Annotated in this window: 22 protein-coding genes; 8 read left to right on the forward strand and 14 right to left on the reverse strand. The window is 69.7% G+C overall.

Features of this window, described 5'->3' with window-relative positions; all coding sequences use genetic code 11:
- Positions 1-56 precede the first annotated feature (56 nt).
- Positions 57-515 carry a MarR family winged helix-turn-helix transcriptional regulator gene (locus BLV63_RS02005; protein ID WP_066213386.1) on the forward strand — a complete coding sequence of 153 codons (459 nt, stop codon included), beginning with the start codon at positions 57-59 and terminating at the stop codon, positions 513-515.
- Positions 512-1,840 (forward strand): MFS transporter, encoded by a 1,329-nt coding sequence (locus BLV63_RS02010; RefSeq protein ID WP_254780435.1) that lies wholly within the window; start codon positions 512-514, stop codon positions 1,838-1,840. Before BLV63_RS02005 ends, BLV63_RS02010 begins: the two co-directional genes overlap by 4 nt.
- Positions 1,841-2,060: 220 nt before the next feature.
- Here the strand turns inward: BLV63_RS02010 and BLV63_RS02015 are convergent, their stop codons facing one another.
- The gene (locus BLV63_RS02015) at positions 2,061-2,666 is read right to left on the reverse strand and encodes a malonic semialdehyde reductase (protein WP_066213389.1); all 606 of its coding nucleotides are present in this window, start codon (positions 2,664-2,666) and stop codon (positions 2,061-2,063) included.
- Between the two features lie 172 nt (positions 2,667-2,838).
- Between BLV63_RS02015 and BLV63_RS02020 the strand changes: the two genes are divergently transcribed.
- The 3 genes from BLV63_RS02020 to BLV63_RS02030 all read left to right on the forward strand — a co-directional run bounded on the left by BLV63_RS02020 (position 2,839) and on the right by BLV63_RS02030 (position 5,428).
- Positions 2,839-4,122 carry a uracil-xanthine permease family protein gene (locus BLV63_RS02020; RefSeq protein ID WP_066213392.1) on the forward strand — a complete coding sequence of 428 codons (1,284 nt, stop codon included), beginning with the start codon at positions 2,839-2,841 and terminating at the stop codon, positions 4,120-4,122.
- Positions 4,119-4,931 (forward strand): metallophosphoesterase, encoded by an 813-nt coding sequence (locus BLV63_RS02025; protein WP_066213395.1) that lies wholly within the window; start codon positions 4,119-4,121, stop codon positions 4,929-4,931. Before BLV63_RS02020 ends, BLV63_RS02025 begins: the two co-directional genes overlap by 4 nt.
- Before the next feature lie 116 nt (positions 4,932-5,047).
- Positions 5,048-5,428 (forward strand): hypothetical protein, encoded by a 381-nt coding sequence (locus BLV63_RS02030; RefSeq protein WP_066213398.1) that lies wholly within the window; start codon positions 5,048-5,050, stop codon positions 5,426-5,428.
- Between the two features lie 186 nt (positions 5,429-5,614).
- Here BLV63_RS02030 and BLV63_RS02035 read toward each other — a convergent pair whose 3' ends face one another.
- The 11 genes from BLV63_RS02035 to BLV63_RS02085 form a co-directional block, all read right to left on the reverse strand.
- Complete coding sequence (locus BLV63_RS02035) at positions 5,615-6,295, reverse strand: GntR family transcriptional regulator (protein WP_066213401.1); 681 nt, start codon at positions 6,293-6,295, stop codon at positions 5,615-5,617.
- A gap of 156 nt (positions 6,296-6,451) precedes the next feature.
- Positions 6,452-8,005, reverse strand: coding sequence for a 5-oxoprolinase subunit B/C family protein (locus tag BLV63_RS02040; protein WP_066213405.1), 1,554 nt, complete (start codon positions 8,003-8,005; stop codon positions 6,452-6,454).
- Position 8,006: 1 nt separating this feature from the next.
- Positions 8,007-8,762, reverse strand: a complete 756-nt coding sequence (locus BLV63_RS02045; RefSeq protein WP_066213409.1) for a LamB/YcsF family protein — start codon at positions 8,760-8,762, stop codon at positions 8,007-8,009.
- Positions 8,759-9,844: a DUF2891 family protein gene (locus BLV63_RS02050; RefSeq protein ID WP_066213412.1), complete on the reverse strand. Its 1,086-nt coding sequence runs from the start codon at positions 9,842-9,844 to the stop codon at positions 8,759-8,761. The genes BLV63_RS02045 and BLV63_RS02050 overlap by 4 nt, the downstream gene beginning before the upstream one ends.
- Positions 9,845-9,856: 12 nt before the next feature.
- On the reverse strand, positions 9,857-10,825 hold the full coding sequence (locus tag BLV63_RS02055; RefSeq protein WP_066213414.1) for a DUF979 domain-containing protein: 969 nt from the start codon (positions 10,823-10,825) through the stop codon (positions 9,857-9,859).
- Entirely contained in the window at positions 10,822-11,535 is a 714-nt protein-coding gene (locus tag BLV63_RS02060; protein WP_066213417.1) for a DUF969 domain-containing protein, read from the reverse strand. Before BLV63_RS02060 ends, BLV63_RS02055 begins: the two co-directional genes overlap by 4 nt.
- A gap of 284 nt (positions 11,536-11,819) precedes the next feature.
- The gene (locus tag BLV63_RS02065) at positions 11,820-14,891 is read right to left on the reverse strand and encodes an alpha-mannosidase (protein WP_066213420.1); all 3,072 of its coding nucleotides are present in this window, start codon (positions 14,889-14,891) and stop codon (positions 11,820-11,822) included.
- A gap of 92 nt (positions 14,892-14,983) precedes the next feature.
- A complete protein-coding gene (locus tag BLV63_RS02070) occupies positions 14,984-16,267 on the reverse strand; it encodes a glycoside hydrolase 5 family protein (protein WP_174521264.1) in 1,284 nt (427 codons plus the stop codon).
- A 34-nt stretch (positions 16,268-16,301) separates the two neighbouring features.
- Entirely contained in the window at positions 16,302-17,219 is a 918-nt protein-coding gene (locus BLV63_RS02075) for a carbohydrate ABC transporter permease (RefSeq protein WP_066213425.1), read from the reverse strand.
- Positions 17,216-18,157 carry a carbohydrate ABC transporter permease gene (locus tag BLV63_RS02080; RefSeq protein ID WP_082724109.1) on the reverse strand — a complete coding sequence of 314 codons (942 nt, stop codon included), beginning with the start codon at positions 18,155-18,157 and terminating at the stop codon, positions 17,216-17,218. Before BLV63_RS02080 ends, BLV63_RS02075 begins: the two co-directional genes overlap by 4 nt.
- 69 nt (positions 18,158-18,226) lie before the next feature.
- Entirely contained in the window at positions 18,227-19,510 is a 1,284-nt protein-coding gene (locus BLV63_RS02085) for an ABC transporter substrate-binding protein (protein ID WP_066213428.1), read from the reverse strand.
- Between the two features lie 139 nt (positions 19,511-19,649).
- Between BLV63_RS02085 and BLV63_RS02090 the strand changes: the two genes are divergently transcribed.
- Positions 19,650-20,687: a LacI family DNA-binding transcriptional regulator gene (locus BLV63_RS02090; RefSeq protein ID WP_066213431.1), complete on the forward strand. Its 1,038-nt coding sequence runs from the start codon at positions 19,650-19,652 to the stop codon at positions 20,685-20,687.
- A gap of 114 nt (positions 20,688-20,801) precedes the next feature.
- Here BLV63_RS02090 and BLV63_RS02095 read toward each other — a convergent pair whose 3' ends face one another.
- Positions 20,802-22,124, reverse strand: coding sequence for a hypothetical protein (locus tag BLV63_RS02095; protein WP_066213434.1), 1,323 nt, complete (start codon positions 22,122-22,124; stop codon positions 20,802-20,804).
- 364 nt (positions 22,125-22,488) lie between these two features.
- On the opposite strand from BLV63_RS02095, the gene BLV63_RS02100 reads away from it, so the two are divergent.
- Positions 22,489-23,712: a hypothetical protein gene (locus BLV63_RS02100; protein WP_066213437.1), complete on the forward strand. Its 1,224-nt coding sequence runs from the start codon at positions 22,489-22,491 to the stop codon at positions 23,710-23,712.
- A 23-nt stretch (positions 23,713-23,735) separates the two neighbouring features.
- On the opposite strand, the gene kynU is transcribed toward BLV63_RS02100, so the two are convergent.
- Positions 23,736-25,007 carry a kynureninase gene (gene kynU, locus BLV63_RS02105; protein ID WP_254780579.1) on the reverse strand — a complete coding sequence of 424 codons (1,272 nt, stop codon included), beginning with the start codon at positions 25,005-25,007 and terminating at the stop codon, positions 23,736-23,738.
- Between the two features lie 182 nt (positions 25,008-25,189).
- On the opposite strand from kynU, the gene BLV63_RS02110 reads away from it, so the two are divergent.
- Positions 25,190-25,726, forward strand: a complete 537-nt coding sequence (locus BLV63_RS02110; RefSeq protein WP_169795513.1) for an Lrp/AsnC family transcriptional regulator — start codon at positions 25,190-25,192, stop codon at positions 25,724-25,726.
- The last annotated feature ends 78 nt before the right edge of the window (positions 25,727-25,804 follow it).

Genomic DNA, 25,804 nt, shown 5'->3' on the forward strand with positions numbered 1-25,804 from the left:
TGAAGTCGGCCACTTCTCATGTACTTAACATCGCTAATTAGCTATGCTAAATAACGATGAACACCCCACCCGAACTCCAGGACCTGGCCTCCGAGCTGCGCGTCGCGCTCATGCGCACATCGCGCGTTCTGCGCTCCCAGGCCAGCAGTGACGCCGTCACCCCGGGTCAGAACACCGTCCTGGCCCTGCTGCACAAGCACGGCCCGCAGACCATGGGCCAGCTCGCTGAAGCCGAACACGTCCAGGCGCCCAGCATGACCCGCACGGTGAACGCCCTCGCGGACAAAGGCCTCATCCGTCGCGAGGCCCGCCCCGAGGACGGACGGCAAGTGCTCATCTCCCTCACCAGCGAGGGGAACGCGGTTCTCGAAGAGTCCCGCAGACTCCGCTCCGCCTGGCTCGCCGAACGGCTCGAAAGCCTCGGCGAGCGCGAGCGGGAGACCCTGCATGACGCCGCGCTCCTCCTCCTGGACATGACCCGCACCGACCCCAGGAGGAGTCCAGCCACCGCATGAGCAGCCGCATGTTCCAGTCACTGAAGAACCCCAACTACCGCCTCTGGGCGGCAGGAGCGCTGGTGTCCAACATCGGCACCTGGATGCAGAGGGTCGCCCAGGACTGGCTGGTCCTGACGCAGCTCACGGACCACGACGGCGCCGCGGTCGGCCTCACCACCGGCCTCCAGTTCCTCCCCATCCTTTTGCTCGGCCCCTACGCGGGCCTGCTCGGCGATCGCCTGGACAAGCGCAAGATCCTCCTGACGACCCAGACCGCCATGGGGCTGCTGGCCCTCCTGCAGGCCGTGCTCGTCCTCACCGGCACGGCCCAGCTCTGGCACATCTACGTCATCGCCCTCGCTCTGGGTGTCGCGAGCGCCTTCGACGCCCCGCCGCGGCAGGCCTTCGTCTCCGAGATCGTCGGCCGGGAGAACGTGGCCAACGCCGTCGCACTCAACAGCGCCTCCTTCAACCTGGCGCGCCTGGCCGGCCCCGGCATCGCGGGACTCCTGATCGGCCTGATCGGCACCGGCTGGGTGTTCCTGCTGAACGCGACGAGCTTCGCCGCAGTGCTCATCGGGATCCTCCGGATGAACACGAAGACCCTCCACCGCAGCGCTCCCGTGCCACGCGGCCGGGGCCAGCTCAAGGACGGCGTGAAGTACGTCCTCGCCCGGCCACGGGCTCTCCTGGTCATGGTCCTCGCGGGGCTCGTGGGGACGTTCACCATGAACTTCCAGCTCACCAACGCGGTCATGGCGGCCTCGGTGTTCGACGCCGGCCCCGACGCCTACGGCCTGCTGGGCTCCGTCATGGCGGTGGGCACCCTCGCCGGGGCGCTGCTCGCGGCCCGGCGCGCGGCTCCGCGGCTGCGGTACCTCGTGATGGGGGCGATCGGGCTGGGTGTCACGACGTGCGTAGCCGCCTTCATGCCCGGGTACACGCTCTACGCGATCATGCTGGTGCTCGTGGGACTGTGCGCCCTGACGTTCCTGAACAGCGCGAACACCTTGCTGCAGATGCGGACCGAGCCCGCCTACCGGGGGCGCGTCCTGGCGCTCTACATGACGGTCATCCAGGGCGGGACGCCGATCGGCGGGCCCCTCGTGGGGTGGATCGCCAACGAGTTCGGCCCTCGCTGGGCGGTGTTCGGAGGCGGGGCGGTCGCGCTCCTCGCAGGACTCGCGGGGCTCCTCCTGGTCAGCCGCTGGGGCGAGGGGACGGTGCGGAAGCAGCTCCGGCACGTCTGGGCCGAGCACCGCGAGCTCAGGGAGCAGAACGCCCGCGAGCGCGGCAGCGGGGAGCCGTCCCCCACGCAGAAGGCCGTCGGCGCGGAAGGCTGAGCCCGGCGTCGTCGTGCGGCAAGTGAGCCGGGCACACCGCCGACCGGACAGCCCGGCGCTGCCACCCACGGATTCGTGGTTCACCCACCGAAATTTCAGGGGGTAAACCACAAAGCCGTGGGTCTGACGGCACGGTCACCCGAAGCACCACCCCGGCCCTGAGAACGACGAAGGCCCCGGCTCCCACAGGGGAACCGGGGCCTTCGGGCATCCGGACGGATCAGAGGACGGTGACGGCCTCATCGAAGCCGAACTTCGGCTTCGGGGCGCCCCAGGCGCCCTCGCCGGCCTGGCCGATGTTGACCACGAGGAAGCTCTTCTGGTCGCCCTCCGGGAAGAAGGCGGCGTCGATGGCGGAGAAGTCGGCGCCGGTCATCGGGCCTGCGGAGAGGCCGAGGGCGCGGACGGCCAGGATGAAGTAGCCGGCCTGCAGGTGCGCGTTGTTGTTGGCGAACGTGCCGCTTAGTTCAGCGTTGTCCGAGAACATGGCCTTGGGGGCGTCCCAGCCCGGGGAGAACTCGTCCCACTTGGCGTGCCACTCGGTGTCGTAGGACAGGACGGCGACGGCGGGGGCGGCCGCGGTCTTCGGCTGGTTGCCGGCCATCATGGCGTCGACGAGCTCGGCGCGCTTCTCCGGCGACTGCACGAAGGTCACCCGCAGCGGCTGGGCGTTGAAGGCGGAGGGGCCGAACTTGGTCAGCTCCCAGATCGCCTGGAGCTGCTGCTCGGTGACCTCGCCCTGGAAGGCGTTGGCCGTGCGGGCTTCGTGGAAGAGGGCGTTGACGGAGGCCGCGTCGAGGACGGCTTCTTCGTGGGCGATGCTCATGTCATGTTCCTTCGGGGAGTTCCGTGGGGGTTCCGAATGGTTTCAACTTCAAGCATTCGGCCGTTCTTCCCCGGCAGAGTGTGAGATAGGACACATATCGGCCCGCTCGGTCCACCCGGCCACCCAGTAAAGTTGCTCTGGATACACCCCCATACCTCTGGAAAGGCCTCGCGTGAGCCTGCTCGGAACCTCCTGGACCCTCCACGGCGACGGCAAGACCGTCCGGCCCGGCGAAGTGGTCTCCCCCAACGAACGGCTCAGCTGGCCCCGCACCCTCGGCATCGGCACCCAGCACGTGGTGGCCATGTTCGGCTCCACGTTCCTCGTGCCCATCCTGACGGGAATGCCACCGGCCACCACCCTCTTCTTCTCAGGCATCGGAACCCTGCTGTTCCTCGTGGTCACGCGGGGCCGGGTGCCCAGCTACCTGGGATCGAGCTTCGCGTTCATCGCCCCCATCATGGCCTCGCAGCAGCAGTACGGCGTGGCGGGGGCGCTCGGCGGCGTCATCATGGCCGGCGCGGCGCTGTTCCTGGTGGGTCTCGTGGTGCAGGCGTTCGGCTCCGAGTGGATCAACCGCCTCATGCCGCCGATGGTCACGGGTGCGATCGTGGCCCTCATCGGCCTCAACCTCGCCCCGGCGGCCAAGGCGAACTTCGTCAAGGCGCCCATCACGGCCCTGGTCACGCTGCTCGCCATCATCCTGGTGGGCGTGCTCTTCAAGGGCATCCTGGGCCGCCTGAACATCCTGATCGGCGTGGTCCTCGGCTACGTGGTGGCCATGTGGCGCGGCGAGGTGGATTACAGCCAGATGGATTCCGCCGCCTGGATCGGTCTGCCCCACTTCCAGGCGCCGAGCTTCAATGTCGGCGTGATCGGACTGTTCGTGCCCGTGGTTCTGGTGCTCGTGGCCGAGAACGTCGGACACGTGAAGAGCGTCGCCACCATGACCGGTGAGAACCTCGACGCCTACGCCGGGCGCGCCCTCATGGCCGACGGCGCCGCGACCATCCTGGCCGGCGCGGGCGGCGGCTCCGGCACCACCACCTACGCGGAGAACATCGGCGTCATGGCCGCCACGAAGGTGTACTCCACGGCCGCGTACTGGGTGGCCGGCGTCTTCGCGATCGTCCTCAGCTTCTCCCCCAAGTTCGGGGCCCTCATCGCGACCGTCCCGGCCGGTGTGCTGGGCGGCGCGGCCACGATGCTGTACGGCATGATCGGCATCCTGGGCGTGAAGATCTGGGTGCAGAACAAGGTCAACTTCTCCAACCCGATCAACCTGAGCACGGCCGCGGTCGCCCTGATCGTGGGCATCGCGGACTACACGTGGAACCTCGGCGAGCTCAGCTTCACGGGCATCGCGCTCGGGTCCGCGGCGGCCCTCGTGATGTATCACGGCATGAAGGCCATCGCGAAGGCGCGCGGCACGGTCGCGGAGCCGGAGACGGAATGACCTGGCTGGGACTCACCCCCGACGACGGCGGCCAGGCGCCCGACGTCGTCATCGGTGATGTCCACGGCGCGCTGGAGCCGCTGTCGAACGCCCTGCGGCGCCAGGGACTCCTGGACCGGATGGGTTCGTGGTGCGGCGGGCAGCGCACCCTCTGGCTCCTCGGCGACTTCATGGACCGCGGGCCGGAGGGCTCCGGCGTGGTGCACCTGGTGCGCCGCCTCCAGCATCAGGCGGCCGACGACGGCGGCGCCGTCCACGCGCTGCTGGGGAACCACGAAGTCCTGGCGCTGGGCAAGCGGCGCTTCGGCGCCCTGCGCCTCGAGACTCCCGCCGGACCCCGGTCCTTCCACGACTCGTGGCAACGCAACGGCGGACGCGAACAGGACCAGCGGGACCTCAGCGACGAGGACTTCGCCTGGCTCGCGTCGCTCCCGGGCATGGCGCTGACGGGGTCGCACCTCCTGGTCCACGCGGACACGACGCAGTACCTCCACTGGGGATCGGACATCACCGGCGTCAACGACACCCTGCGGAGCCGGCTCGAGAGCGACGATCCCCTTGATGTCTGGGACGTCTGGGCCCGGCTGACCACCCGGCACGCGTTCCGGGACCGGCCGTCCGTGGCACGCGACTTCCTCCGCGAGTTCGGCGGGTCCCGTCTGGTGCACGGCCACAGCATCATTGCGGACTTCCACGGGCATCCCGCACCCCTCACCCAGGGCCCGGACGTGTACGCCGACGGCCTTGTGGTAGACATTGACGGAGGGCTCTACGACGGCGGTCCCTGCATCGTCCTGCACCTGCCCTGACCCTCTGACCCGCCCATCTGACCTGGCCCGTGGCATCGCCCCCGGATCACCCCCACGACCGTGCCGCCCGGCGGCACGAACCGCCCGACGAACCGCCCCGAAGGAGCCCGAACGACATGCCCCGCACCACACCCCCGGCCCTGGCGAAGGCCCGGTCCTACTGGATGGGCCTGTCCATCGCGTTCGGCGTGGGGCTGGGTCTCTACGCCGCCGCGCCCGCGCCGTGGCATCTGGTGAGCGCCGGGGCGTACGTGGTGTTCGTGGTGATCCAGGCGGCGGTCTACGGGCAGATCAAGCCGGCCCTCGAGGGCAAGCTCGCCTTCAACTCCGCCAGCTTCGGGCTCCTTGCCCTGCTCCTGGTGGTGGCGGCCGTCGTGTCCCGCGATTCCCCGTACTCGCTGCTCCTGGGGATCGGCCTGGGCGTGCTGAGCGGGGTGTCGATGTTCTGGGTCCTCACCCGCCGCGGCCGTTTCTACCCGAAGGAGAACCGGGGCTGACGAGGCCAGGCTCTCAGGCGCACTGTTCCCCGTGATCTCCGCTGTCTGCTTCGCCGAGTCCGCTGCCGACGGCGTGAATCCGCTACGAGATGCGGCGGATTCACGTCCCTCCTAGCGGACTGGCGGTGCCTGGCTCGGGCGGCAAGGGCTGAGCGGCCCCGCGACGGCACCCGCCGCGGAACCCGCCTAAGCCCGCCCTTCGACCGCGTCCACGAGCTGCTGCTCGGCCCGGTCGAGATAATCCCGGAGGTACTCGGCGGCCTCGGCACGCTGTCCCGCCGCCAGGAGCTCGACGATCCTCTCGTTGCCCTCCACATACGGCGCATGGAAGCGAGGGTCCCGGCCCATCGCCGCGAACACCAGCCGCATCTCCGCGAGCACCTGTTCCATGAGTGCGTCGAGCCGGATGCTGCCGGCGGCCGCGAGGACGGTCCGGTGGAAATCCTGGTTCGCCCCGGCCATCCCGGCGATGTCACCCTCCGTGACCGCGGCTCGGCCCCGGCGGACGATCCCCGCGAGCTCCTCGACGTCGATCCGCGGGGCCCACAGCAGGGCGGCCGGTTCCACGAGCTTCCGGACCCGGTAGATCTCGCGGACATCCTCGGCCGTCGGGTGAGCCACGAAGACGCCGCGGTTCGGGATCCGCTGCACCACGCGTTCGGCGTGCAGGGTGGCGAAGGCCTCGCGGAGCGTGTTCCGCGAGACGCCCAGGGCCTCCCGGAGCGCCTCTTCGGGAAGCTTGGTGCCAGGGGTCAGCTCGCCGTCGGCGATGCGCTGCCGCAGCGTGGCCGCCACCCACTGGGCGGTGTGCGCGTGGGCGGCACGCGCTTCGCGGCGCAACCCCGCCAGGACAGCATCAGAACTCACAGGCCCACTGTATGCCGAGGGGCGGAACAGGCCGGAATCGCCGTCACAGCGCTGAAACAGTGAGTTCCCGACGAAACAGCGTGTTCTGCTCACTGTTTCGTCGGGAACTCACTGTTTCGGCGCACGGCCGGTCCACTGCCGGCCCGTGCCACGGACCTACAGCGACGCCGGGGCCACCGGTTCGAAGCGGACCCTCGCCCCGGGCGGGAGCTGGGCCAGCCGGTCCTGGTCCGCGTCGAGCACCACGCCGATCACGGGATACCCGCCGGTCACGGGGTGGTCCGCCATGAAGACCAGGGGCAGCCCGGACGCCGGCACCTGGATGGCGCCCCGCACCGTGCCCTCGCTCTGGAGCTCACCCTCGGTCCGGCGCACCAGGGGCTCTCCGGAGAACCGGATCCCCACGCGGTTCGACTCGGCCGTCACGGTCCATTCCCCCGCGTGGAACGCCTCGAGGGACTCGTTGGTGAACCAGTCGTCGCGGGGACCGGGGACCACCCGGAGCACCGTGGCCTCCTCGGCCGATGGCAGCGCGGGAGCCGTCTCCGGTTCCCCCACGGCGCCGCGCAGCCGCGGATCGAGCAGGCCCAGACGGCTCCCCGCCGTGAGCGGGGCTGGACCCAGCCCGGACAAAACGTCCGTGGCGGCGCTGCCCAGCACCGTGCCGCCCCGCACGCCGCCTCGTACCGCCACGTAGCTGCGCAGACCAGCGACAGGCGTTCCCAGCCGCAGCGTCTCACCGGCCAGGAGCGTGAGCGGGGCGTCGAGCGGGGCGTCCCACTGGGCGCCGTCGTCGCCGCCGATCAGAAGCGGGACGTCCGCCCCGGTGACGGCGAGGATCGTGTCCCGCAACGCGCGCAGCGTCAGGCCGCCTGGCAGGGCTTCGAGTCCGGGCGCGCCGGCGGGATTGCCGACCATGCGGTTGGCGCGTTTGAGGGCGCCGCGGTCCATGGCGCCGGAATCGCTGACCCCCGACGCCGCGTGGCCGGGCCGCCCGAGGTCCTGCACCGTGGTCTGGAGGCCGGGGTTGCGGACCTCCAGGACGGGTTCGCCGGTTTCGGCGGCGGGCCGGGCGGGCAGGGCCTGCACGATGTCGCGGACGGGGACGAAGCGGACGGTGTCGCCGGCCTTGATGAGCGCGGGTTCGTCGCGGGCGGCGTCCCACAGGAGCGCGCCGGTGCGTCCGATGAGCTGCCAGCCGCCGGGCGAGTCATTCGGGTAGACGGCCGAGTACCCGCCGGCGAGCGCCACGGAACCGGCCGGCACCCGGGTCCGCGGGGACGTCCGGCGCGGGACCTCAGGCATGCCGGGCGCGCTAAGGTAGGCGAACCCCGGGGCGAATCCGCCGAACGCGGCGGTCCAGACGGCGTCCGCGTGCCCGGCCACAACGGCCTCGACGCTGCGGCCGGTGAGGCGGGCGACCTCGGCGAGGTCCTCGCCGTCGTACACGGTCTCGATCCTCACCTCGCGCCCGGCGGAGCGCACCCCGGCGGCCAGGTCAGCCGACCGCAGCCGCTCCACCACCCCGGCCAGAGACTGCGGGAGACCCACGGTCACGAGCACGGTGCGAGCCGCGGCCACGACATCCACGACGCCGGCCGGGGGCTCGGCGAGCAGGCCCGCCTGGAGCGCCAGCACGGCGTCCAGGCCGTCGAGTTCGGCGAGCACCGCGCGGTCCCCCACGCGGCGCACGCCCAGCAGTCGGCCCATCTCAGGCGAAGCTCTGGACCACGACGCCGCGCGCCGTGAGTTCCCGGTGGATGCGCTCGGCCATGGCGACCGCCCCGGGGGTGTCGCCGTGCACGCAGATGCTGCCGGCGGTCACGGGCAGCACGGTGCCGTCGGCGGCCCGGACCGTGCCGTCCACCAGGCGGAACACGTGGTCCAGGATCCGGTCGATGTCGTGCAGCACGGCGTCCGGGTCGCTGCGGGGGACGAGAGTGCCGTCGGGCCGGTAGGCGCGGTCGGCGAACGCTTCGGCCACGGTGCGGAGCCCGGCCTCGGCGGCGATCCGTTCGACAGCGGAACCGGGCAGCACCAGGAGGGGAAGCGCCGGATCGACGGCGAGGACCGCGTCGACCACGGCCCGCGCCTGGGCCTCGTGGCGCACGATCGTGTTGTAGAGGGCGCCGTGCGGTTTCACGTACCGGACGGCGGCGCCCTCGGCACGTGCGAGGGCCTGGAGCGCGCCGATCTGGTAGATCACGTCGTCGCGGAGCTCCCCCGCGTCCATGTCGATGAAGCGGCGCCCGAAGCCCGCCAGGTCGCGGTAGCCGGGGTGGGCCCCGACGGTCGTCCCGGTGCGCACGGCCGCGCGCACGGTGGCGCGGATGCCCACCGGGTCCCCGGCGTGGAAACCGCACGCGACGTTGGCGCTCGAGACGTTGGCCAGGATGGCGGCGTCGTCCCCGAAGGTCCAGTTCCCAAAGGACTCCCCGACGTCGCTGTTGAGGTCGATCACGCTCACGCGGTCACGCTCCGCAGGCGTCCGATGGACTCCCGGGCGTCCCACGCGAAGCTCGCGAGCCAGTGCGTGGACATGAAGTCGCCGCTCTGCAGGCCGTGCATCCCGGCCTCGAACAGCGGCTCGACGGCGGCGTCCAGCACCGCGCGCAGGTCCTGCGGCGTGCCGGAGCGGGCGCCGGGCCGGGCTTCAGCCGGGGCGTCCAGCGCCGCGACCACCCGTGCGAGCTGCCCCGCCCTCGTGAGGTTCAGGCCGTGCAGGTGGACCATGTAGCCGTCGCTCTCATCGGCCACCCCGACGGTGGCGAGCATGCGGGACTCCGCGGTCAGGCCGGGCAGGAACCCCTCCAGCCAGACGGCGAACTCGTCGGTGGGGAGCACGCGCTGCAGGAGATCGGCCTCGCTGAGCCCGGCGGAGAGGAAGTCCTGCCCGCTCAGCTCCCACTCGGTGGCCCAGGCACGGTCCTCACCGAACCAGCGGAGGGCGGCCCGTTCGCAGGCCTCCGCGGCTGCGTCGCGGCCGAGGTCACGGAACGCGGTCAGGAGGTAGGACAGTCCGAAAGCCGAGTTGGTGTGCAGGCCGTGCCGCACCGGGTGCTCGACGGTCGCGGTCCACGCCTGGACCAGCTCCGCCACCACGTCCACGCAGCCGTCCAGGTCGCGGCCCCAGGCGGCGATCTCCGGATCCTGGGACGCGTGGCAGGCCGCGGCCAGGCGCACGAGCCAGGCCCAGCCGTACGGGCGTTCCCAGCTGGGGTTGGCTCGGAGGTAGTCCGCCTCGACGGCGAGCTTCGCGGCGGTGAGGTTCGCGCCCAGGGCGGCGCGGAGGGCGTCGGCCGTGCCGGCGTCAAGGTCCGCCTCGCCCCGCAGAGCGGCGTCGAGCACGCTGACGCCGAGCCAGTGCATGTGCACGCAGGAGTGCCAGTCGAAGGAGGTGTGGAACGCCGGGTGGAGCTCGGCGGGCGTGTGCAGATCGGTCTCGGAGCGCTCCACGTGGTGCGAGGCGTAGGGGTACGGGCGGCCCAGATTGTCCAGGACGACGTCGGCGCAGTGCTGGGCGGCGCCCGGGAAGAAGGTGTCGGTCATGAGGGTGCCTTTCTAGAACGCCAGGAAGTACATGAGGCCGATGTTGACCACCAGCAACGGCAGAGCGGTGCCGATCTGCGCCGTGATCACACCGTAGCGGTTCTTCATCTCGAGGAGCGCGGCCGGGACCAGGTTGAAGTTCGCCGCCATGGGGGTGCACAGCGTGCCGCAGAAGCCCGCGAGCATGCCGATGGCGAAGACGATCGCCGGATTGCCGTGGAACTGCTGGATCAGGACGGGCCAGCCGATCGCCGCGGTCATGATCGGGAAGGCCGCGAAGCCGTTGCCCATCAGCACCGTGAACAGGAACATGCCCACGCAATACACCGTCACAGCGGCCAGCAGCGACCCCTTCGGGAGGATGGATGCCGTGAGGGTTCCGACCGCCGTCCCGACGCCCGCCTTGGTGAACAGGATGCCGAGGGTCGAGAGCATCTGCGGCAGGAGCGCCGCCCAGCCGATGGACTCCAGGATCCGGCGGCTCTCCAGCAGCGGCGCGAGCTTGTTGCGGGGCTTCAGGATCACGACGGCGGCGGCCGCGGCCACGATCGCGCCGATGGTCAGTGCCACGAGGGTGGTGTTCTTGGGATCCAGGATCGGCGTGCCCCCGATGACGAGGACCGGCGCCGCGAGCACGAGGGCAACGGTCACCACCGGAAGCAGGAGGGCCGGGATGAACAGCTTGTTCCCGAAACGGGCGGCATAGGCGACGCGCTCGGCGGGGGTGGACGACTTCGCCTTGCCGTCCGAGAGCTGGCCGCTGGAGGCGAGTCCCACGAGCACCAGGACCGCCACGCCCAGGATCCACGCGGGAGCCTTCCCGGCCTGGACCCACGTGCCGTAGAAGAAGCAGAGCCCGAGGATGCCCCAGAAGAGCGAGCTGCCGATGCGGTGCCGGTGGCCGGTGTCCCGCGCGATGAGGGAGGCCCAGGCGATGAACAGGGCTCCGATGAACCAGTAGACGGCTTCGACGTTGATCATGCGGCGCTCCCGGCCTCGACGGTGACGGTCTTCCCGGTGAGACGGGCGTATTCGCGGTCCAGCTGACGGTCCAGGCGGAGGAGCCGGAAGCCGTGGATGAGGAAGGCGGCGATCGCGGTCGGGATGGCCCAGAGCGCGAGTTCGAGCGGTTCGAGCTGCAGGTGGTACGTGGTGTCCACGAAGGTGGTGATCAGCAGGATCGACCCGACGGCCACGAAGACGTCCTCGCCGAAGAAGACGCCGACGTTGTCCGCCGCGGCGGAGTGGCCCTTGATGCGTTCCTTGAGCTTCTCCGGAACCGTGCCGTAGCGGCGCATCGCGGCGCCCTCGGCCATCGGGTAGACGAGCGGCCGGACGGCCTGCGCGTGCCCGCCGATGCTCGTCAGCCCGACGGCGGCGGTCACCTGGCGGATGGCCAGGTACGCCAGGAGGACGCGGCCGGCCGTGAGGCGGGCGAGCTTGGAGATCAGATTCTTGGCCTGTTCCTGGAGCCCGAAGTATTCGATGATGCCGATGACCGGCAGCACGGCCGCGAAGACCGTGACGGAACGGCTGCTGGCGAAGCCGGAACCGAAGGCCTCCAGGATCTGCAAGGGGTTCATACCGCCCAGGAGCGCGGTGACGATCCCGGCGACGGTGACGACGATGAGGGGGTTGAGGCGAACGGCGAATCCGATGATCACCAGCAGCACCCCGATGAGTACGAGCATGCGAGTCCATTCCACGGGGACCGACCGGTCCGGGAGAGCTGTCCGTGGCGCCCGTCACGGGACCACGTGACTCACATCATAGAACTTTGTTCAACAATCCGGCAAGGGTTTGTTGAACAATCCGGAGGCGTGGCGGGCGGCGGGGCGGGCGTCGGTGGGCGTGGCGGCCCCGGAAACGCCGAAACCGCGAGTTTCCGTCGAAACCGCGCGTTAAACACACTGTTTCGACGGAAACTCACGGTTTCACGAAGGACGCCGCGGGCCGGGAACCCGCCTGGACCTGCCTAGCCCGACCGCACCGGGCTGAAGCGGAACGTGCGGACCGAGAACGGCGACAGGGACAGCGCGACGCCGGCCTCCGCCGTCGCGCCCTCAGCCTCGCCGGCCGAGCCGGCGCCGGCAGCCTCCAGGGCCGGGGCGTCCGGGAGCTCGTCCTCGATCAGGCTGACCTCGCGGCCGGCGCCGAACGCCGGGTCGACGTGCAGCACGGCGTTCGCGCGGCGGCCCTGAGGCTCGTAGACGCGGACCACCAGGTCGCCGGAACGGTCGTGGGCGAGCTTCACCGAGGAGACGAGCACGCCGTCGCCGTCGACCCGCACGAGGGACTCGACCGGGGCGGCGCCGGACCGCGCACGGACCGGGCTGTTCAGGTGGATGCCCTCACGGGTCGCGACCAGGGCGTCCGCTCCGATCACGAGACCGTACGAGTGCTGGTGCACGCCCTGATCGGTCTCCGGATCCGGGAACCGCGGGGCCCGGAGGAGGGAGAGGCGGAGGGTGGTGGTCACTCCGGCGTCGTCGTCGGCGTCGCGGGTCATGTCGAAGCCGTAGCTGGACTCGGTCACCAGGGCCGCGCCGAAGCCGGGCTCCTCCGCCAGCACGAAGCGGTGCATGGAGGTCTCGAACTTCGCCGCCTCCCAGCTCGTGTTGGTGTGCGTGACGCGCTTGTTGAAGCCGAACTGCGTCTCCGCGGCCGTGTGCTCCGCGCGGACGTCCAGCGGGAAGGACACCTTGAGGAACTTCTCGGCCTCGTGCCAGTCGGTCTCCTGGTCGATGCGCAGAGTCCGGGCATCCGCGGCCAGGCGGAGCACCTGACGGACCCGGGACCCGGAGAACTCGCGCTCGATCACCACCCGCGCCTCGTCCTCGTCGCCCTCCACGGAGAACGACGTCAGCGAGCGCAGCTCGGTCACGCGGTTGCGGTAGTACCGGTCCACATCCCAGGCGTCCCACATGTTCGGGAAGTCCTGGTGCAGCTGGAGCACGTTCGCCTCGGCGCCCGCGGGGATCGCGTCCCGGCCGCTGGCCAGGTCCACCGCGGAGACGATGTGGCCTTCGCGGCTGATGACGACCTCCACCAGTCCGTTGCGGAGCACGACGCCGCGCGCCTCCTCGCTCACGGTGACCGGCTCCGCGCCCCGCGGGGCGGCCTCGGCGGCGCCCAGCGCGGGCACGCCGGAGCGCCCGAACGGCGCGGCATTGAACGTGAGCTGCACGTCGCCGTCGCCGGCCAGGGCGTCCAGCGCGCGGCCGATCAGGGCCTCGGCCTCCTCCGTGAGACGGCGGTAGGTCTCGACGGCCTCGCGGTGCACCCACGCGATGGAGGTGCCGGGCAGGATGTCGTGGAACTGGTGCAGCAGGAGGTCCTCCCACAGCGCGTTCAGCTCGTCGTAGGGGTACGCATAGCCGGTGCGGGCCGCGGCCGTAGCGCTCCACAGTTCGGCCTCCACGAGCAGGTGCTCCACGCGGCGGTTGCCCTGCTTGGTCTTGTGCTGGCTCGTGAGGGTGGCCCGGTGGAGTTCCAGGTACAGCTCACCGACCCAGACCGGAGGCTTCGGGAGCTCCTGGCGGGCGCGCTCGAAGTAGTCGTCCGGGTTCTCCCAGCGGACCGTGGCACTGCCTTCCAGATCCGCGAGACGCCGGGCCTTGCCGGTCATCTCGCGGGTGGTGCCGCCACCGCCGTCACCCCAGCCGACCGGTGCGATCGACCCGGAGGCGACGCGGGCCTCACGGAACTGGCGGCTGGCGCGGGCCATCTCCTCGCCGGAGAGCTGCGCGTTGTAGGTGTCCATGGGCGGGAAGTGACTGAAGACCCTGGAGCCGTCGATGCCTTCCCAGTTGAACGTGTGGTGCGGGAACTTGTTGACCTGGTTCCAGGAGATCTTCTGAGTGAAGAACCACTCGAAACCGGCACGGCGCATGAGCTGCGGCAGGGCCGGCGAGTAGCCGAAGCTGTCCGGCAGCCACACCCCGCGGCAGGCCGCGCCGAACTCGTCCCGGAAGAACGACTGGCCGTACAGGAACTGGCGGGACAGGGCCTCGCCGCTGGGCATGACCGTGTCCGACTCGACCCACATGCCGCCCAGCGGCACGAAACGGCCCTCGGCGACGGCGGCCTTGACCTTGGCGTACACCTCGGGGCGGTGGACCTTGAGCCACTTGTACTGCTGCGCGCTGGACATGCCGTACCGGAAGTCCGGGTCCTGGCCGATCAACTCGGTCATGGAGGAGCTGGTGCGGGCCACCTTGCGGATGGTCTCGCGCAGCGGCCAGAGCCAGGCGGAGTCGATGTGGGCGTGGCCGATGGCGGAGACGTGGTGGGCGCTGGCCTCGGCGGGACGCTCGAGCAGCGGCGCGAGGACCTCGCGGGCGTCCCCCGCGGTCTCGGCGATGCGCTGGAGGTCGACCCGGTCCAGGGCGTCGTCCAGGCCCTGGAGGATGCGCATCCGGCGCGGCGAGGACTCCGGCAGCTCGGCCTGGAGTTCGAACAGGACCTCCAGGTCAAGGCACAGTTCGTGCACCTCGCGGTTGAACACGGCCAGGTCCATGCGGCGCGTCGTGTAGAGCTTCTTCGGCGAGGAGGTGCGGATGTCGCCCTCCTGCGTGGGAAGGAAGGGGTGGTAGTCGAGCAGGACCGGGTTGGACGCGGCCTCGATGAAGAGCTCCACGGATTCCCCGCCCTGCGCCTCGTCGGCCACCAGGACCCACTGATTGCGCGGGTTGAGCGACTTCAGCGGCTCGCCCTCCGGCGTGTAGACCAGGCCTTCACACTGGAAGCCCGTCATGTTCACATCGAAGCCGAGGTCCACCACCATCTCGACCCGGCGCCCGGACCAGGCCTCGGGGATCCGGCCCTGCAGACGGAACCAGGTGGTGCCCCAGGCGGCGCCCCACGGGGTGCCCACCTGGTACGGCGAGTAGTCGAGGGCCAGGCCCTCGGCGGGGGCGATCGGCTCACCCGGCAGTTCGTGCCAGGCGACGTCCAGCGCCACGCTCTCCTCGTAGACGGCGGGATACAGCCGTTCGGCCAGAACCCGCTTGACCCGTCCGGTGGTCAGGTTGATGTCGTCATGCATGGATGTGCTCGTGTCCTCACGTCTGGTGTCAGGTGGCTTGGTAGGTCAACGGCTCGCAAAGGGCGAGACTAGCAGCGCTTTCCGGGGTTTCGCTAGCGATTTGCGGTAATTGCCCCGGGAGCGGATGCGTCGCTCTCCAGGACCGTGATGATGCCCCGGGCGGCGAGCGCGGCGGGGTCCTGGCCGCGGGAGGCCAGGAGGACCTGCGGGCCCTGTCCGGAGACCGCGGCGGCGTCCAGCCAGGCCCGGTGGAACGCCCCGCCGGGTGCGCAACTCGCGCGGTAGCCTTCGGCGGTGTCGTCGAGGACCAGCGCGACGCCGGAGGGCTCGCCGGCGGCCACGGCACCGCCCGCTCCGCCCGCGGCCGCCCCGGAAGCCCGGAACTCGGCCACGAGCGCGGCGAAGCGCTCCCCCGTGGGCTTCAGCTCGCCGTCGTGGGTGAACAGACCCAGGTCGTACTCGACCTCCGGGAAGTCGGCGAGCGCCCGCGACACGTCATGCGAGCACCACCAGGTCACCCCCATCAGGCCGGGCACGGTGGCCGCGTGGCGGATGGTGGCCTCCAGGAAGTCCGGGGCGGATTCGCGCGGGATCACCGTCGTAGGGGCGCCGACCTCCTGGAGCCACACGGGGCGTGTCGCGTCCTGGTGCCACGCGGCGGCGAGCCGCAGAAGGTATTCGGCGTGGCGGACGGAGCCGTCGTGGAGGGGCCCGAAGGTCTGGGCGGCGCCGTTGAAGACCCACGAGTGCACGACGGTGGCGTCGCCGAACTCCACGGCGTGGCGGGGCTCGAAGGGCTGACGGTCGTCGTACCAGGACGCGTCGTACATGGCATTCGTGACGAAGGGGTTCCCGTGCGCGCGGGCGCCCGCCACGAGGGTCTCCAGCCAGGCCGACGCCTGTTCCGGGGTCACGGGATGGGCGTCCGGGTGGATGGGCGGGGCGAACTGATTGAGCTCGTTGCCCAGGGTGATGCCCATGATGTTGGGACGTCCCTCGAGGCGGCGGGCGAACTCGGCCGCGAGATCCGCCTCGGCCCGCACCACGTCCGGGTCCGTGAACAGGTTCCGCCGGTGCCAGGTGGTGATCCACGCCGGCAGGAAGTCATAGCTGGAGAGGTGCCCCTGGAGCACGTCCAGGTTCACGTCCAGGCCGAACTCCGCGGCGATGTCCACCACCGTCATCACGTCATCGAGAGCGGTCTGGCTGATCAGGCTCCTGTTCGGCTGCACCACGGGCCAGAGCGGGAAGATGCGGATGTGGTCCACGCCGAGCGTGGCGATCTGCCCCAGGTCCCGGCGCACGTCCTCCTCCCGGAGATGCTGCCAGGAGTGGAACCACCCCGACGCCGGTGTGTAGTTGACCCCGAATCGCACGGAATTGTCCTCCTGAAATCGTTGATGAATGGTCTCAGCCCTTGACGCCGCCCTCTTCGACGCCCTTGAAGAAGAATCTCTGCAGGACGCCGAAGACCACGGCGATGGGGATGAAGGCGATCATGGTGCCGGCCGCGATGAGCCGCATGTCATTGGTGAAGGTGCCGGAGAGGTACTGCAGCCCGATGGTGAGCGTGAAGTTCTCGGGGGTGGTGAGAACGATCAGCGGCCAGAGGAAATCATCCCAGGCGCCGATGAACGAGAAGATCGCCACGACGGCGATGGTGCCGTAGACGGACGGCAGCGCCACCCGGATGAGCCGCTGCCAGGCGTTGGCGCCGTCCACCACGGCCGCCTCCTCGATCTCCGTGGGGAGCTGGCGGAAGGCGTTGAACATCAGGAGCACGTTCAGCACGCTGACCATGCCGGGCAGCGCCACACCGAGCAGCGTGTCCGCGAGGCCCAGGTCCCGCACGGTGACGTACTGGGAGATGATCGTGGCTTCGGCCGGCAGGATGAGCGTGATCATGAACAGGCCCAGGACCCACTTCTTGAAGCGGAAGGACAGGCGGGCCAGCGCGTAGCCGGCGGCCGTGGAGAAGACCACGTTGCCCACCACGGCCACCGCGGCCACGAAGAGCGAGTTGCCGATGTACCGCCACACGTCGATCGCCTGGAACACCCGGACATAGTTGCCGAGCGTGGGCTGCTGCGGGAGGAGGCTGAGGTTCTCCGTGTAGATGTCCTCCGTGCTGCTGCGCAAGGACGTCGACAGCTGCCACAGGAAGGGCCCGACCGTCACGAACAGGACGAAGATCAGCGCCGCGTAGCGCCAGAATTTCTCGGCGGCGGAGGGCTCGCCGAAGGTGCGGGAACGACGGCGGCGGGCCGGCGGCGTCGCGCCTTCCAGTGCGTCGTCCGGTGCGGAGGGCCGCAGTTCAGTGGCGCTCATTTGTCCCCCTTGGAGTTCAGGCGGGCCAGGACCAGCATGGGGATCAGCGTCAGCAGGAAGAGCAGGATGCTCAGGGCCGACGCGTAGCCGAGGTTGCCCGTGAAGCCGCGGGCGTACTGCTGGATGAGCATGACCATGGTGAGGTCCTCACCGCCCGGTCCGCCCTTGCCGCCCGTGAGGATGAAGACTTCGGAGAAGACCCGCAGCGCGCTGATGGCCACGAGCACGGCGACCAGGCCCATGGCTCCTCGGACGCCCGGGACGGTGACGCTCCAGAAGCGGCGGACCGCGCCCGCGCCGTCGATCGCGGCGGCTTCGTGCAGTTCCTTGCCGACGTTCCCGAGGGCCGCAAGGTACACGATCATGTAGTAGCCCAGGCCCTTCCAGACGGTCAGGCTGATGGCGGAGATGATGACGAGCCAGCGGTCGGTGAGGAACGGGATCGGCTCGGTGACCACGTGGAGGGCCTGCGCCAGGTTGTTGACGGCGCCGCGCGAGTCGAGCAGCCAGCTCCACATGAGACCGACCACGACGGCGGAGGCGATCACGGGCGTGTAGAACGCGGTGCGGAAGAAGGCGATGCCCTTGAGCGGCTTCTCCACGAGGATCGCGAGGAGGAGCGGGAGCAGGGTCAGCAGCGGCACGCAGATGACCATGTAGACCACGCTGTTGAGCAGCGCGTTCATGACCTGGTCGTCTTCGAGGATCTGCTGGAAGTTCTGAACGCCGACGTAGCGTTCCTTGCCGCCCAGCGGCTTGGCGTTGGTGAACGCCATGCGGATGGTGTTCAGGGACGGCCAGACGTTGAACACCAGGAGCCAGAGCAGCGCCGGCGCCACGAGGATCCACGGGGTGAACCACTTGTTGGTGCGGACCCGGGTGCCCACCGGGGGTTTCGCCGGGCTTTTCACCGGGCGCGTGATGGTGGTCGACGCCATGGACGTCTCCTTTCAGCTGTCGAACGGGGTGGGCCGCCGGGACCGGCGGCCCACCCGCTCAGGAACGGCTCACTTCTGCTGCTTGAGCAGCTGATTCGCCTTGTCCTGAGCCTTCTGCAGGGCTTCCTTGCCGGAGATGTCGCCCTTCACGGCGAGGGCCACCTGCTGCTTGAAGTAGTCGTCCATGGCGGAGTTCCACTGCACCGGGTTCAGGACCTTGCCTTCCTTGAGGCTGTTGAACGCCAGGACGCGGGCCTTGCCGGCCTCGGTGCCGTCCTCCTTGGAGTAGAACGGGTCCTCGGAGGAGCCGGTGGAGGACGGGAAGGTGTTGGTGAGCTTGGCGAACGCGTTCTGGTTCTCCGCGTTGGTCATGAACTTGGCGAACGCCTTGGCGGTGGCCAGGTGCTTGCTCTTGGCGGAGACGGAGAGACCCTGCGGGTAGAGCGGCGGGGTGTCGAGCGCCTTGTTCTCGGTGAACTTGCCCTTCAGGCTGGGGTTGTCCCGCACGAAGTCGAGCGCGCCGGACGAGCCGGCCGTGGTCCAGGCGACCTTCTGCTGGGTGAACAGCTTGGCGTTGCCCTGGTAGTTGTTGTTGAGGATCGACGGCGGCATGTAGCCGGCCTTGTAGGCGTCGCGGTACTTGTCGATCACCTTGGCGGAGTCGTCCGTGGCGAAGGTGAACTGGGCGCCGTCGTCGTTGATGACCTTCTGGCCGGTGGCCGTGAGGGCGTTCAGGCCGGGCAGGGTGCTGATGAGGAACTTGTCCGGGCACTTGTCGTGCATGGTCTTGGCCTGGGTGAACAGCTCGTCACGGCTGGAGGGCAGCTTGGCCGGATCCAGTCCGCACTGGGAGAGCTGGTCCGTGTTCCAGTAGTTCACATCGGTCTGGAGGTACCAGGGGTAGGCGTAGGTGCCGTCGATGCCCGGGAACTTGTACGCGTCGAGCGCTCCCTGGACGTAGCTCTTGGAGAGGTCGTCACCCTGGGAGAGGTCCTGCAGCACGCCCTGCTGGGCCAGCGGGTAGGCGAAGTCGTTCGGGAGGTTGACGACGTCCGGGAGGGAGTTGGAGGCGGCCTGGCTGAGGACCTTCTCCGAGTAGCCGTCACCGGGCTGGTCGAGGAGCTTGACCTTGGCCTTGGGGTTGGCCTTCTCGAAGTCCGCGATCACCTTGTTCAGGTAGTCGCTGAACTTGGGGGTCAGGGACCAGGTCTGGAGCGTGATCTCGCCTTCGATGGCATCGCTCTGCTGGTCGGAGCCCTGGCTTCCGCCCGAACAGGCCGTCATGCCGAGCGCGGCCGAGAGCAGGAGGGCGGCTCCCGCCATCAGCTTCTTCGTGGTCTTCTTCTGGTGCATCGTGCGACTCCTTTGTTGCAAGGCTGGGGGGTCCCTGGCGCGTCCACTGTGTCGCACGTCTCCCCGTCACTGAAGTGAAGCCAGACTTCCAAACTAAACCGATATAGTCAAGACCTCCCGACGGCGTATGATCCTTGCTATGAACCACCCGAAGCGCGCCACGATCAGCGAAATCGCAGCCCGCGCGGGCGTCTCGAAGGGCGCCGTCTCGTTCGCGCTCAACGGGCGGCCCGGCGTCAGCGAGGAGACCCGGACGCGGGTCCAGGCCATCGCCGATGAGCTGAACTGGAAGCCCAATCGGGCCGCTCGCGCGCTCGGCCAGTCGCAGGCCGGGGCCATCGGATTCGTCCTGAACCGCTCCGCCCGTATCCTCGGCACGGAGACGTTCTTCCCCCAGCTGCTCTCCGGGATGCAGCTGGGCCTCAGCGGCAGCCACACCGCCCTCCACATGATGGTGGTGGGCAGCGTCGAGGAGGAGATGGAGGCGTACCGGGAATGGTGGCAGTCCCGGATCGTGGACGGCGTGATCATGGTGGATCCCCGTGTGGACGACCCCCGGCTCGAGGTCCTGGAACACCTCGGACTGCCCGCGGTGCAGGTCGCGGGTCACCCCTCCCAGACGGCGGCCATCCCGGCGGTCTGGGCCGACGACCGCGCCGCCACGGACACCCTGGTCCGGTACCTGCACGGGCTGGGGCACCGCCGGATCGCATACGTGGCCGGGCCCGAGGAGCTCGAGCACACCCAGCTCCGCCGCCAGGAGTTCTCCGCGAGCGCCGAGGCGCTGGGACTGGATGCCTCGCAGAGCGTGATCAGCGGTTATGAGGCCGACGACGCCGCCCGGGTCACCCGGGAGCTGCTGGCCCGGTCCGCGCGGCCCACCGCCGTCATGTACGACACGGACGTCATGGCGATGGCCAGCCTCCGCGCGGCCCAGGGGCTCGGGTTCCGGGTGCCGGACGAGCTCTCGATCGTGTCCTTCGAGGATTCGCTCCTGGTGCAGCTCGGCAATCCGCCCATCACCTCGCTGACCCGCGACACCGTGGCCTTCGGGACCCTCGCCGTCAAGACGCTGCTGGAGCACATCGCCGCCGAGACCCCCGTGCCCAGCATCGAGGGAGCCCAGCCGCGCCTGAGCATCCGCGAGAGCTCGGGGCCGGCGCCGACGTCGTCGTAGAGGTTGATTTGCGGCGCTGAACTCGCTGTGGAGGGCACGGAACCCGGCTCAACTCGCTAAGAAGGAGCCGACTTCGCTGTCCCGGGTAGCGAGTTCGGCCCTTCCCTAGCGAGTTCAGCGAACCGCCACCGGCTCCACGGCGGGGCGGAAGCGCACCCACGCGCGAGTTGTCAGCAACGCGAACAGCACCCGCACCGCCAGGAGCAGCGCCCAGAACTGCACCGCTTCGCCGGCCGTCTGCCGCAGGAAGACCAGCCCTGCCGAGGCGACGAGTCCGTACGAGACGAAGAGTCCCACCAGCCCGGCTTTCGGACCGGCCGTCATCTTCAGTGCGCCGTAGAGGACGCCCGCGAAGGGTTCCACGAGAAACTGCGCCACGATCAGGAGTGACAGGGCCCAGCTGCCCGCGACGGGCCGGCCCAGCAGGCCGACGGCGACGATCACCAGACAGATCGGAACCACGATGGCCCACGTCGAGACGGCGAGCACGCCCAGGGAGGCGGCCTTCCCGTCGTCGGCCGGGACCAGCCCCGAGATCCGCATCCGCCCGTAGGTGAGCCCCACCTGCTTCAAGGGAACCACCACCATGCGGGCGACCCCGACCGCCAGCGCGATCTCGGCGCCCGTCTGCACCGAGATCGACGTCGCGATCATCTGGACCAGGAGGAAGACCGTCATGAACACGGCGCCGTCGATCGCGCCGGCCAGGCGTTCGAGGATCCGTCCGGCGGAGAAGTCGAAGCGCAGGTCCCAGGGAACGACTCCGAATTTCCGGGACAGTCGCGTCAGACGGATCAGGAGGACGGCCACACTGATGAAGGACTGGGACAGCCCGAAGGCCATCAATGCCGTGGACGGTGATCCGGAGAGCTGGAAACAGAGTGCCGCAGCACCGACCGAACAGAACCCCACGGCCGCTGAGGAGAAGAGGTTCTCGCGGCTCCGATCCACGAACTGGTAGGCGCCGTTCATCACCGCGAAGTAGGGGGTGACCAGCAAGGACAGCGACTGGGAGAGGAAGTAGCTCCAGACGATCCAGGAATGCTCCTCCGGGATGCTGCGGGAGTAGATGAGGATGAAGACCGCGGACAGCAGGAGGCTGAACACCGCGAACGAATTGGCGATACGCCAATTGGACTGCAAGGCCTTCGACAGAGCCACACGGGCCGCCTCAGGATCGCCGGATGCCGCCGCCGCGGACTGCTTCCGAGCTCGCACCAGATCCCGCACGGTGCAGATGGAGACCCCCACGGTCGCCACGAAGGCGAGTCCGGTGAGGGACGACGTGAGCCCCAGCAGTGCGGTGACCGACGGAGTGCCGGCCGCGTGGCTGATGGTGAGCACCACCAGGCTCGTCAGCTGGGGAACCAGGCCCGAGAGGATCAGGGGAAAAGCCCGGACAAGGACGGCGCTGGAGGTTCGGAACAGGGAGCTCATCGGCGCGCGGATCCCCCTGTCATGCGGTTCCGCCGCCTTCCCGATCGTCGCCGTCGAGCGGAGTCGCGTGCAGGGCCCGCCCCGGTCCGGAGTGCCTCGCCATCCGCGACGGGTCATCCCCAGGGTTGACTGCAGTCAAGCATGGCGCGGTGGGGCTGTCCAGGGCCTGGACCGCGACGGCGGCGGGCACCCCGGCGGGGTCGGAGTACCCCCGAGCCACACTCACCCTCTTCTGAGCCCGGCCGGCCCCCCGAGCCCCGGCAGGTCCGGAAGCGTTCGGACAGGAGAGACCACGCGGTAGTTTGGGGGTGTGCCGCGGCCTGCGGCCGGCACTGCTCACCTCGCTCACGAACCGGGAGGCATCATGTCCAGGCACCAGGAAGCCCTGCCGACCCGCTCCCTCGTCGCGGCGGACGCCGTGCTCGCCGTGCTGCGCGCCGGGATCGCGGGGTGCGCGGTGGCGCTGGGCCTTCTCCTTCTCGCGATGCTGGTCGCGAGCCTGACCGTTCGGGGCTCGGGAATGGATTCACGCGCCCTCGGCATCCTCGCGGTGAGCTCGATCGGGATCGCCGCTCTCATCCTGCTGTACGGGGTGGCACTGGTCCCGGAGCGCCTCGCCAAGGGCCGCCTCTATGCCGGGCTGGACCCCCGCGACCCCGGATTCCCGGGCGCCCTGGCGGTCCGGGGCCAGGTCTCGGACCCCTACTCCCCCGCCGTGTGGAGCGCCGTCGGCCTGGGTTCCCTGGCCGTGCTGGCGCTGATTCCCTGCGTCGTCCTGGCGGCGGGCGAGGCCGGACGCCTCGACGACCCGGACCACCGCAGCGCCTTCACCGGCTGGGCCGTCGCGTCCGCGGCGCTGCTCGCCGTCGTCGTGCTGTGCACCGTGGCGTGCTTCGTGCTCGTGGCGAGGAATCGGCGCTGGGCTCGGGAGATGGCGCCGGCCCTGCCGAAGAGTGCCCTGGGAGATCGCGGACCGGCGGTCCGCATCACCACGAAAGAACAGCGCCGGCGGGCTCGCCGGGCCTGGACCGCGCACGACTGGTTCCAGCAGGCGGGTGGCTCGCTGACGGTGATCGGGGCGGTGCTCGTGTTCGCCGGCGTCTACCTGCACCAGCCCGGGCTGTACGCGGACAAGGTCAGTTTCGAGGAGCCTGTCGAGCAGGTGATCGGCGGGATCGCCCTGGCCGGCGGGCTGATCGTCGCCGTCGGACTCGTGCTGAGCGCCGTCACCAGCGGCCTCGACCTGGCCCGGGCGTTCGGGGCGATCCGCACCGCGGCACCGGAGAGCGCGAATCCGCGGCAGCGGCGGATCACCCGCACGGCGACCGCCCAGGTCCTCGACGCCGGTGACGCCGCCCTGCGCCTCTGGACCGTCGGCGCGGTGCTGGCCGGAGGATGGGTGCTGGGCGGCGGTGAGCTGAGCGGGGCGGCGGTCCTGGCCGTGCTGTGGGCCGCCCTCGGCGTCGCACTGGTGTGGGTGCGGGTGGTCCTCGAGGCCAAGACTCCGGGACTGCGCAATCGCCTCGGATACCAGCTCCCCTCCGAACCGGACGACAGCGAATACCCGAACCTCACGGTGTACGGCTAGGGCCTGCGCCGAACGCCGGGCCCTCAGGTCACCGCATCCCGCAGCTGGAACTCCGGCGACCTCCACAGTTCCTCGTCCAGGACCCGGCGCAGGACCTCCACCGCATCCCAGATGTCCACGTGGCGCAGGTACAACGGGGTGATCCCGAAGCGCAGCACCTCGGGTTCGCGGTAGTCCCCCACCACCCCCTGGGCGATCAGCGCCTTCATGACGGCGTAGCCTTCGGGGTGCCGGAACGAGACGTGGCTTCCGCGCCGTTCCTCCTCCCGCGGGGTGATCAGGACCAGCGGATGTCCGGGGAGCCGCTGTTCGACCAGGTCGATGAAGAGCGACGTGAGCGCCAGCGACTTGCGGCGCAGTTCCTCCTGGTCGACACGGAGCGCCAGGTCGACGCCGACCTCCATCGTCGCCAGGGACAGGATCGGCTGGGTACCCACCAGGAAGCGGTCGATGCCGGCCGCCGGCGCATATTCCGGGGCCATCGTGAACGGCTCCGCATGACCCCACCAGCCGGTCAACGGCGACTCCGCCCGGGCCAGGTGCCGCGCGGCGACCCACAGGAACGCGGGCGAACCGGGCCCTCCGTTGAGGTACTTGTAGGTGCATCCGACCGCGAAGTCGGCGCCGGAGTCCGCCACGGAGAGCGGGAGGGCGCCCGCCGAATGGCACAGATCCCATACCGCGAGCGCGCCCGCCGCGTGGATGCGCGCCGTCGTCGCGCGCATGTCCCAGAGCGCGCCGCTCCGGTAATTGACCTGCGTGAGGAGCACGACGGCGACGTCGGCTCCCAGCGCACCGTCCAGATCGTCCGGCCCGTCGATCAGCCGGAGTTCGTAGCCCTTGTCCAGGATGTCGATGAGCCCCGAGACGATGTACAGGTCCGTGGGGAAGTTCTCCCGCTCGGACACGATGACCCGCCGTCCGGGCGCATCCTCCGCCTGCAGCCTGAGCGCCGCCCCGAGCACCTTGTAGAGGTTCACCGAGGTGGTGTCGGTGGCGACGCAGCCGCCGTCCCCTCCGCCGATCAGACGGCCGATCTTCTCCCCGATCCGGGCGGGAAGGCCGAACCAGTGGTTCTTGTTCCAGCTGCCGATGAGATCGGTGCCCCATTCGTCCTTCAGCACGGCGGAACAGCGGTCGGCGGCGCCCCGCGGCAGGACGCCCAGCGAATTGCCGTCGAGATAGATCAGCCCGTCCGGCAGGTCGAACTCGTCACGGAAAGACGCCATCGAGTCCCCGCGGTCCGCCCGCTCACAGTCCTCCCGGGTGATCTCGCCGCTCCACTCATGCCCCACTGCCAATACATTCCTGGTGAGAATTCTGGTGCGACCCACGTCCGCCGTGGATCTCGGATTCATCATGTACGTATCAATTCTCGCGATCTTCCGGAATCACTTCTAGAATTTCGGACAGAATTCAGAATTCATTCCATGAGGCGTTTCATCGTCGAATCCCTGCTCTGATGAAAGGCGGTTCCGTGAACCGAATTCAGCTCTCCGCGGCCGATCGCAGGATCCTCGCTGAACTCAGAAGAGACGGGCGGCTGTCCAACAAGGAGCTCGCCGCCCGCGTGGGACTTCCGCGGTCCACGTGCCACGGCCGCGTGCGGGCCCTCGAAGAAGCGGGCGTCATCCGCGGCTACCACGCCGACATCGACCCCGAGGCGGTCGGGACCGGCGTCGAGGCGATGATCTTCGTCAGTGTGCACAGCACGGTCCGCAACCGGCTGCCGGTCGTCGCAAACCGCCTCCGGTCGATCCCGGGGGTTCAGCGCGTCTACCTGATCGGCGGGGACCACGATTTCGTGCTCCACATCGCCTGCGAGAGCGTGCCCGCGCTCCGGGATTTCATCAAGCTCCACCTCGGCTCCGACCCGGACCTCGGCCGGACGGAGACCCAGATCATCTTTGAGCAGCATGCGGGGAAGTCCACGATGCCGGAGCCGGCGGGACCAGCGGGTTCCACGGGACGCCCAAGACGCTCGGACGGGGCGGGCGGGCCGGGCCTGCGCTGAGTCCGCTCTCGGAGGCGTGAGTCCGCTCCACGATGCAGCGGACTCACGCCCTGGGCAGCGGATTCGGCGGGTTCCCGG

Source organism: Arthrobacter woluwensis, assembly GCF_900105345.1.
GTDB lineage: Bacteria > Actinomycetota > Actinomycetes > Actinomycetales > Micrococcaceae > Arthrobacter_E > Arthrobacter_E woluwensis.